7 protein-coding genes are annotated in these 7,144 nt (G+C 33.9%); 5 read left to right on the forward strand and 2 right to left on the reverse strand.

The window, feature by feature from the left end; all coding sequences use genetic code 11:
* A partial coding sequence (locus Q0L29_RS04240; protein WP_367275749.1) for a putative porin occupies window positions 1–1,098 on the reverse strand: 1,098 nt, incomplete at its 3' end.
* A gap of 7 nt (window positions 1,099–1,105) precedes the next feature.
* Window positions 1,106–2,161, reverse strand: coding sequence for a tetraacyldisaccharide 4'-kinase (gene lpxK / locus Q0L29_RS04245; RefSeq protein ID WP_296619366.1), 1,056 nt, complete (start codon window positions 2,159–2,161; stop codon window positions 1,106–1,108).
* A gap of 47 nt (window positions 2,162–2,208) precedes the next feature.
* Here lpxK and Q0L29_RS04250 point away from each other — a divergent pair, with 47 nt between their 5' ends.
* The 5 genes from Q0L29_RS04250 (at window position 2,209) to Q0L29_RS04270 (ending at window position 6,940) form a co-directional block, all read left to right on the forward strand.
* Window positions 2,209–3,306 carry a Nif3-like dinuclear metal center hexameric protein gene (locus Q0L29_RS04250; RefSeq protein ID WP_296619367.1) on the forward strand — a complete coding sequence of 366 codons (1,098 nt, stop codon included), beginning with the start codon at window positions 2,209–2,211 and terminating at the stop codon, window positions 3,304–3,306.
* Window positions 3,307–3,310: 4 nt separating this feature from the next.
* A complete protein-coding gene (locus Q0L29_RS04255) occupies window positions 3,311–4,108 on the forward strand; it encodes a C4-type zinc ribbon domain-containing protein (protein ID WP_296619369.1) in 798 nt (265 codons plus the stop codon).
* 175 nt (window positions 4,109–4,283) lie between these two features.
* A complete protein-coding gene (locus Q0L29_RS04260) occupies window positions 4,284–4,547 on the forward strand; it encodes a (2Fe-2S) ferredoxin domain-containing protein (protein WP_296619370.1) in 264 nt (87 codons plus the stop codon).
* Between the two features lie 130 nt (window positions 4,548–4,677).
* On the forward strand, window positions 4,678–5,865 hold the full coding sequence (locus tag Q0L29_RS04265) for an MFS transporter (RefSeq protein ID WP_296619372.1): 1,188 nt from the start codon (window positions 4,678–4,680) through the stop codon (window positions 5,863–5,865).
* The gene (locus Q0L29_RS04270) at window positions 5,858–6,940 is read left to right on the forward strand and encodes an aminotransferase class V-fold PLP-dependent enzyme (protein WP_296619373.1); all 1,083 of its coding nucleotides are present in this window, start codon (window positions 5,858–5,860) and stop codon (window positions 6,938–6,940) included. The genes Q0L29_RS04265 and Q0L29_RS04270 overlap by 8 nt, the downstream gene beginning before the upstream one ends.
* Window positions 6,941–7,144: the final 204 nt, after the last annotated feature.

Here is a 7,144-nt window from a genome sequence, read left to right on the forward strand (position 1 = left end):
TGGCATAAAACGAATATAACCCCCTGCATAATTTTCAGTAAATGGGTTTACTGAAGTAAGATATTTTCCTGTATATCTAATTTCTTTTCTCTTACCGTAAAAGCGATAAAAGAAATCACCAATACTCCCTTTAAAACCTACCTCATTTTGAAAATAAACATACCGGCTTAAATCAACGGTAGAATCTGTCCTTAATAAAAATTGATCAAAATAATCCACGTCTGTTGTTGCAGATGGATTAGAATTCAAAAATGAATTCATTTGGTTGGCTCTATCAAAAACATGATAGAATTGAATAAGCTTATTTAATTTATATTGTTGATAAAGATGATATTGCTGCCTGAGTGCCCCAACTTGAGCATTTCTAAGGTTAATGTCTTCATCATCATAATCAAACAGCTCTTCATAAACCACAACCTCAGTTGTATCCTTAATGCCTCCAGTTTCATTTACTTTATGAAAGCTTCGAGCAAAATTAAACATCACGTGATATTTTCTATCAGGAGAACGATAATCCGTTTGGAAATCATATGAATGACCTAACACATTCAAATCTCCTCTACTAAGCAAAGGTCCAATTTGTTTATCTACAGTCCATCTTTTAAAACTAAAGCCTACATTCCAGTTTTCATTTACGTTCCTAGAAAAATCTATCCCAATAAAAGCTCTGTAATTCCCCCCAAAAACTGACCTCATTTTGGTGTAAGGAGATTTAGTATCGAAATATTTAAACTTATTTGGTGCCTTTGAATAATAATCATAAACCCCAAATCCACTCCTTTTTCCTATTATCTCTGGTGTTTCATAAAATACAGGACGCATAGCTGTTCCGACCGTTCCTAGATTTTGATAATAATAATCTGAAATATTAACAGGATCCCAGTTATGAGTATTAGCTAAACTAGTATCAATAATCTGATAGGTTTCAATATTATTTTTAATATTTTCTTCTGTAGTGAAAAAAGTGGTTGTAGCACCATAGACATTTTTTGTGGAGTCATCAGTAACCTGGGCTAAAACTGAGCCTATTCCACAACTAAAAATCGATATGATTAGTAAAATTTTCTTCAAAACAGACGCAAAATTAAGTAAAGTCATGGATTTATTAAGCTCTAATTATAGAATCTTCTAAGATTTGATGAAAAGATTTTTCATCTTCCAAAAACTGTACCATGATCGGGATGTAAAATAGCTTGCTTTGAAATGATTTGGTTAATTCCGGCATGGATATCAATCTTACCCAGTCCTTTTCTGTAGTAATAATACTAGCATTTTCTGCATGAGCAGTCATATCAATATTATCTATTTCTTTAGTTGTGAAATTATGGTGGTCATCAAAATCGAAATGCTTCACAATAGCAAATTTTTCTTCAATTAAGTAATCTTTAAATTTTTGCGCTTGAGCAATTCCTGTTACTAAGACAATTTTCTTTCCTGCTTTCTGGTGTTCTAAAGTCGCTACAAGCTTTTCATATTTTACGGAAGTGAAAAATACCTTTTCATCAGAATACTGTTTAATATTTTCAGTAATTCTTTCCTTCTCTAATCCTCCCAAATTAAAAGGACATTTAGTTACTACTAAAACATCAGCTCTTTTGACCCCCTTCCTGCTTTCTCTCAAGGTTCCCGAGGGTAAAACATAATCGTTATAAAAAGGAGAATTGAAATCTGTCAATAAAATCGAAAAATTGGGTTTTACACTTCGATGTTGATAGGCATCATCTAAAACTATGATCTCGTTTTCCGGATGTTCATATATGATACTCGGAATAGCTAATACCCTATCCTCTCCAACTGATACTACTACTTCATCTTTAAATTTCTGAAAAATCTGAAAGGGTTCATCTCCTATTGTTCTAGATGAATCTTTATCATTAGCAATTCTAAATCCCTTTGACTTTCTTCCATAACCTCTAGATAAAGTAGCCACTTTATTAGAATATCCTTTCGCAATCAAAAATCTTAAAACATATTCTACAAATGGTGTCTTCCCTGTTCCACCCATAGAAAGGTTCCCAACTGAAATGATTTTAGTATCAAAACGGAAAACAGCTTTGTGCTCAATATCGTATAAATGATTTCGTAATTGCATCACCCATTTGTATAAAATACTAAAAGGAGACATGACTAATTGCCAATACTTGTTTTTAAATAATTGCAAGGGCTGTAAAACTTTTTAACTTTGACCGAATTGAAACAAAAACAAATATGAGCAAAATAAAGGATATCGTCCAACATTTGGAAAGCATTGCACCTTTAGCTTATCAAGAATCTTATGATAATGCGGGTTTAATTGTGGGTGATGCCTCCAAAAATGTGAGCAATGTCTTAATTACACTAGACGTAACCGAGGAAGTTATAGAAGAAGCTATTTCTAAAAATTGTGAACTGATAGTAGCCCATCATCCCATTATTTTCAAAGGCTTAAAAAAACTAACAGGTAGCAATTATGTGGAAAGAACGGTCATAAAAGCCATAAAAAATGATATCGCTATTTATGCTTCTCATACCAATTTGGATAACATCAAAAATGGAGTGAATGCCAAAATAGCTGAAAAGTTAAACTTAATTAATACAGAAATATTAAGTCCTAAAAATGGTTTCTTGGGAAAATTAAGTGTTTTTGTCCCCCAAGAAAATGCTGAAGAATTAAAATCCGCATTACATCAGGCAGGAGCAGGTCAAATAGGTGAATATAAAGATTGCGCTTTTGAAACGGCTGGAAAAGGAAGTTTCTTGCCAACTGACAAAGCTAATCCTAGTATAGGCAAAAAAGGAGAACTAGAAACCGTAGATGAACATAAAATAGAAGTTATCTTTCCGCTTCATTTAAAAAATAAAATATTGAGTGCCATGAAAAAGGCGCATCCTTATGAGGAAGTAGCCTATTATTTGCATCAACTGGAAAATACTTATGATGATTTAGGTTCAGGAATGATAGGCGAAATGGAAGAATCCTTGGAAGCGAAAGAGTTTTTCGACTATTTGAAAGATAAAATGGATCTATCTGTTATAAAACATACTAAAGAAATAAATGGTAAAATTAAGAGAGTTGCAATTTGCGGAGGAGCAGGTTCATTCCTAATTTCTCAAGCAAAAAATAGAAAAGCAGACATTTATATCTCTTCAGATATTAAATATCACGAGTTTTTTGATGCTGATGGAAGCCTTATTATAGCCGACATAGGGCATTATGAGAGCGAACGTTATACAAATGAGATATTTTATGCAATATTGAAAGAAAATTTTGCTAATATTGCACTCCATTTAGGACAGACTGTCACGAATCCGATAAAATATTATTAACTGCATGGAAAGTACTGTAGCACAAAAACTTGATGCCTTGAAAAAATTACAAGGTATCGATTCAAAATTAGACGATATTAAAAAAGTGAGGGGAGCCCTACCTGACGAGGTAGCTGATTTAGAAGATGAGATTGCAGGCTATGAAACCCGAATTCAAAAATTCGATGATAGCGTTCAAGCTATTAAAGATGAAATTGAAGCCGCTAAGCAAGGAATCAAGGAATCAGAAAAGCTAATTGCCAAATATGGCGAGCAGCAAATGAGCGTTAGAAATAATCGCGAGTATGATGCCATCACTAAAGAGGTTGAACTACAGCAATTGGATATTCAAATCCATGAGAAAAAAATAAAAGAAGCTGAAGCTAAAATTGAAGATAAGATAAAAGGCATTGAAGAAACTAAAGCTTTGCACGAAGACCGTGTTAAAGATTTAGAAAGCAAGCGTGCTGAACTTGAGAATATCGAAGCTGAAACTGAAGAAGAGGTTGCCAAGCTTGAGAAAGATAGAGAAAAAGCACTAAAGAAAATTGAAGATAGATTAGTTGCTTCTTATGAGAGATTAAGAGGAAACGTTAGAAACGGTCTAGCTGTAGTTCCTGTTAAAAGAGGAGCTTGTGGTGGATGTTTCAATACTGTTCCTCCTCAAAGACAAGCTGATATCAGAGATAGAAAAAAACTAATCGTTTGTGAGCATTGCGGAAGAGTCTTAACTGATGTTGAAGACGAAATCGTAGAAGAAAAGCCAAAAAAGAAACGTACTACAAGAAAAACTACTACTGCCAAGAAGAAAGCAGAAAAGTAAATTGTAGCAAACTTATAAAATTAGAAAGCCTGTTAGATTTAAATCTGCCAGGCTTTTTTTTTTGAAAGCAGGACTACCCAATTATTAAAAATAATAAATTTGTAAAAAACCCAAAACCTAAAATAAATTCTTACGCTATTGTAATTAAGTTGTTAAATAAATTTAAAGCATCTTCTTGAAACTCTCTCAAAACTCAAATCATCACATTTTCATCTGCACAGGAAAAGACTGCAAAAAAAACGGTTGTGAAGGGCTTAAATCAGAATTGAAGCAATCGCTAAAAGAGAACAATATTAAAAACGTGAAGCTTATCAAAACCAAATGCATGGATTATTGTAAACTGGGTCCAAATTTGATGGTAAATGGCAAATTACTGCATGATTGCAAACCAAAAGATATTCCTGTAATTTTAGATGAACTTAAACATTCACCACGCTAAAACTCTTATTAGCTTTAATTCATTTAAAAAAATGGTGCAATAGAGTAACTTAGTTCTCATTGTAGCAGTTAAAATTATTTATTTTGATGTAGCAACATTAATATTGCATCATTTATTTTATAATTCCAAGATGACAAAAGCTCCATTATACACTAAAGATTTCCTTCTGCATTGCTTTAGCTACCTTTTAATGGCTGTTTCATTTTATTTCCTACTCCCTACTCTTCCTACTTTTGTAACCGATGTTTTAGGCGAAAATGCTGATAAGGTCGGTTACATCATTGGAACTTATGCCTTGTCTGCCTTAATCGTAAGACCCTTAAGTGGCTATGCATTTGATAAATACGGCAGAAGAAAATTATTTCTTTTCTCCATGTTTTGCTATGCGTTAGTAATGGCCACTTATGGATTAGCTGAATCCTTCATTTTTCTATTATTCTTAAGATTGGTAAATGGTGGCTTTTGGGGGATAGTAACAACCGGAGGAGGAACCATTACGTCTGATCTTGTACCTGACAGCCGAAGAGGTGAGGGAATTGGTATTTTCGGATTATCCATGACCCTAAGTATGGCTATTGGCCCATTAATAGGCATACAAATATTAAAAGAAACCGGTAGCTATCAAGTATTATTTATCACGGCTGGAGTTCTGTGTTCTCTTGCTGTGGTGATGTCCTTTTTCGTAAATCATCCAAAAATCAGTAACCGGAAAAATAAACTGAGCTGGGAGAATGTATTTGAACCCAAGGTTTTAAAGGTTTCTATGGTGATGCTTTTATTAGCATTCCCTTTTGCAGGCATCATGTCTTTCATAACACTTTTTGCAAAGGAACTTTCAATCGAGAGTACTGGAATGTTCTTTTTAATTTATGCCATTGGGGTAAGCATCATCCGTCCAAGTAGCGGAAAGATGATGGACAGAAAAGGTCCTGCTTTTGTGATGTTACTGAGCTTTATTGGCACGATCTCCGGCTTAATTCTTTTATCACAAAGTACAGCAGAACCAAGCTTTTTAATTGCAGCTTTCGTTTTAGGCTTAGGAAATGGAATTGTAATGCCAACTCTTCATACTATGGTTATCAATATGGTGAAGCCAGCAAAAAGAGGGGTTGCTACGAGTACATTCTTCTCTTCCATAGATTTAGGGATAGGAATTGGTGCTTTTTTCTTAGGAAATATAGTAGAAATTTTTTCGCTATCTCAGATGTACTTATTTTGCGCTATCGGTATGATTATTCCAGCTATTTTATTTTTTGGAATAACCTTATCTGATTACAAGAAAAAATCAAAAATTAGTCTAGAAACCGCCAATGTCTGAATTATTCTTTACCCCAGGTCCATCAGCTTTATATTTTACGGCTGAAGAGCATATTAAAACTGCTCTAAAGAAAGGTGTTTGCAGTACATCTCATAGAGGTCAGCAATTCAAAGATATCTACAAAGAATGTCAGCAAAACTTGAGAAAGTTGATGGATATCCCTGAAGATTATCATGTATTGATTACTTCCTCTGCAAATGAAGTCTGGGAAAGAATTATTGAGAATTGTGTTGAAAATGAATGCTATCATATAAGCATGGGGGCTTTCTCACAGCGATTCGCTAAGATTGCTACTCAATTAGGCAGAACTGTCCATGAGTTGGTAGTGGAAGACGGTACTGTGCCTGATTTTGAAGCAATAGAGGTGCCTGAGAATGCTGAAATCATTACAGTTTGTTTGAATGAATCCGCATGTGGGACTTCATTTCCATTAGACACCATCAATGCTTTAAGAGAAAAATATCCTGATAAATTAATAGCTGTAGATGGTGTTTCCGGTGTTCCGATTATCCCAATTGATTTCAGAAATATTGATACACTCTATTTCTCTGTACAAAAGGCTTTTGGTCTTCCTGCTGGTTTGGGAATATGGATAGTAAATAACAGATGTTTGGAAAAAGCAGAGAAAATGGCTGCTGATGGAAAAATAATCGGCTCTTATCATCGATTACCTGATATGGTAGAGAAGGCCCAAGTATTTCAAACTGCAGAAACTCCCAATATTTTGGGAATCTATACCTTAGCGAAAGTTGCTTCCGATATGCTTGAAAAAGGGATTTTGGCTATCATAAGAGAAACAGACTATAAATCCGTGATTTTAAATCAGGTTATTGAAGCACATCCTCAGCTTCATCATTTTGTAGAAAATGAAAAAAACAGGTCAAAAACGGTAAAAGTTATTAAAACTGATTTTGACAGTAGTTTACTCATTGATTACCTCAAACAGAAAAAAATCCATGTGGGCACAGGATATGGAGGGTATAAAAAAGAGCAAGTTAGAATAGCCAATTTCCCTACACATTCTAAGGAGCAAACGGAAATGCTGGTCGATTTGATAGAAGCTTTTAGAGTTTAGATTTTTGCATTAATTTTGAGGCAATTTTCAAAAACTATCAACCAATGAAAAAAGCATTTATTATTATAAGTTACTTTTTCCTAATTACTCATTTTGGATTAGCTCAAAATGATACTCCTTTAATAGAACGAAAAGGCAATTTGGTTCAAAATCATTACTTCATTTTAGGGAAAGGTGTATCAGAACGACAAGTATTAAAAAAAA

The sequence above is a fragment of the Marivirga sp. genome (genome assembly GCF_024636815.1).
Taxonomy (GTDB): Bacteria; Bacteroidota; Bacteroidia; order Cytophagales; family Cyclobacteriaceae; genus Marivirga.